We start from the raw sequence: 827 nt of genomic DNA on the forward strand, positions 1-827 counted from the left end.
CAGGGGCTGATTACACTTTTTGACCAGCGCCAAAAATAATCTCTTCCCTGAAATCATCACTCCAACAAGCCCTATTGAATTTCTGATTCTGGCTTGTTTTAGCGGGATGTAGCTTCACTAGATTTAATGCCCAACGCCTTAAAATAGCCAGAATACTGGCACCATCTTCATCATACATCTTCTGCTTATCTTCTTGAAATAGCGTATCTAAAAGCCAATGCTGATTATTTTCCGTTTGCCAGTGAGCCCTAATCGCTGTACCAAAGGCTTCTGATGTTAATACTGCACTGCTGACATAAAAGTGTGTATCTATACTGGTTTTGTTACCCACTTTTCGATGACGCTCTACTGCGATTAATGTTTTTAATTGAGACCATTTCATCTTTATCTCGGCGGGTAAATTCAACGGACACTGAAACGTTATCCGTTTTTCAACTCGACCATGGCCTTTATCATCTTGCGTAAAGCATTCGGCATCTGGGGTATTTGTAATGTAATCAGCAAATTGTGCCTGTACTGCCTCGTACAGCTTGGGCTGATTACCTTTGACTTGCAAAATACAATGCCCACCTTCTTTAACAATATAATCAAGTGTTTGCGCCTGGCAATGCAGCGCATCAAATGTCAGTAACTCAGACTTCAAATTAAGACACGTCAGCAATTCTTGAACGAGTTTGAGTTCACTCTTTTTGCTTGCACCTGATTTAGCGCTGAAGACTAAACCAGAGCCGGTATCATATGCAGTGACCATATGTAATGCAGCGCTCGAGGCTGATGCTTTGGCACCTTTAAGCACTTTCCCATCAATCGCAATAGAAGAAAGTCCT

The 827-nt window shown here is 41.7% G+C and carries 1 protein-coding gene; it reads right to left on the reverse strand.

The genetic code is table 11. From position 1 onward, the window contains the following. Positions 1-10 precede the first annotated feature (10 nt). Positions 11-827 (reverse strand): ISAs1 family transposase (locus GQA99_RS20155; RefSeq protein WP_160056995.1); only part of this gene is annotated, 817 nt, incomplete at its 5' end.

Origin of the sequence: Shewanella litoralis (genome assembly GCF_009828585.1) — a bacterium.
In the GTDB taxonomy this organism is placed as follows: Bacteria; Pseudomonadota; Gammaproteobacteria; order Enterobacterales; family Shewanellaceae; genus Shewanella; species Shewanella litoralis.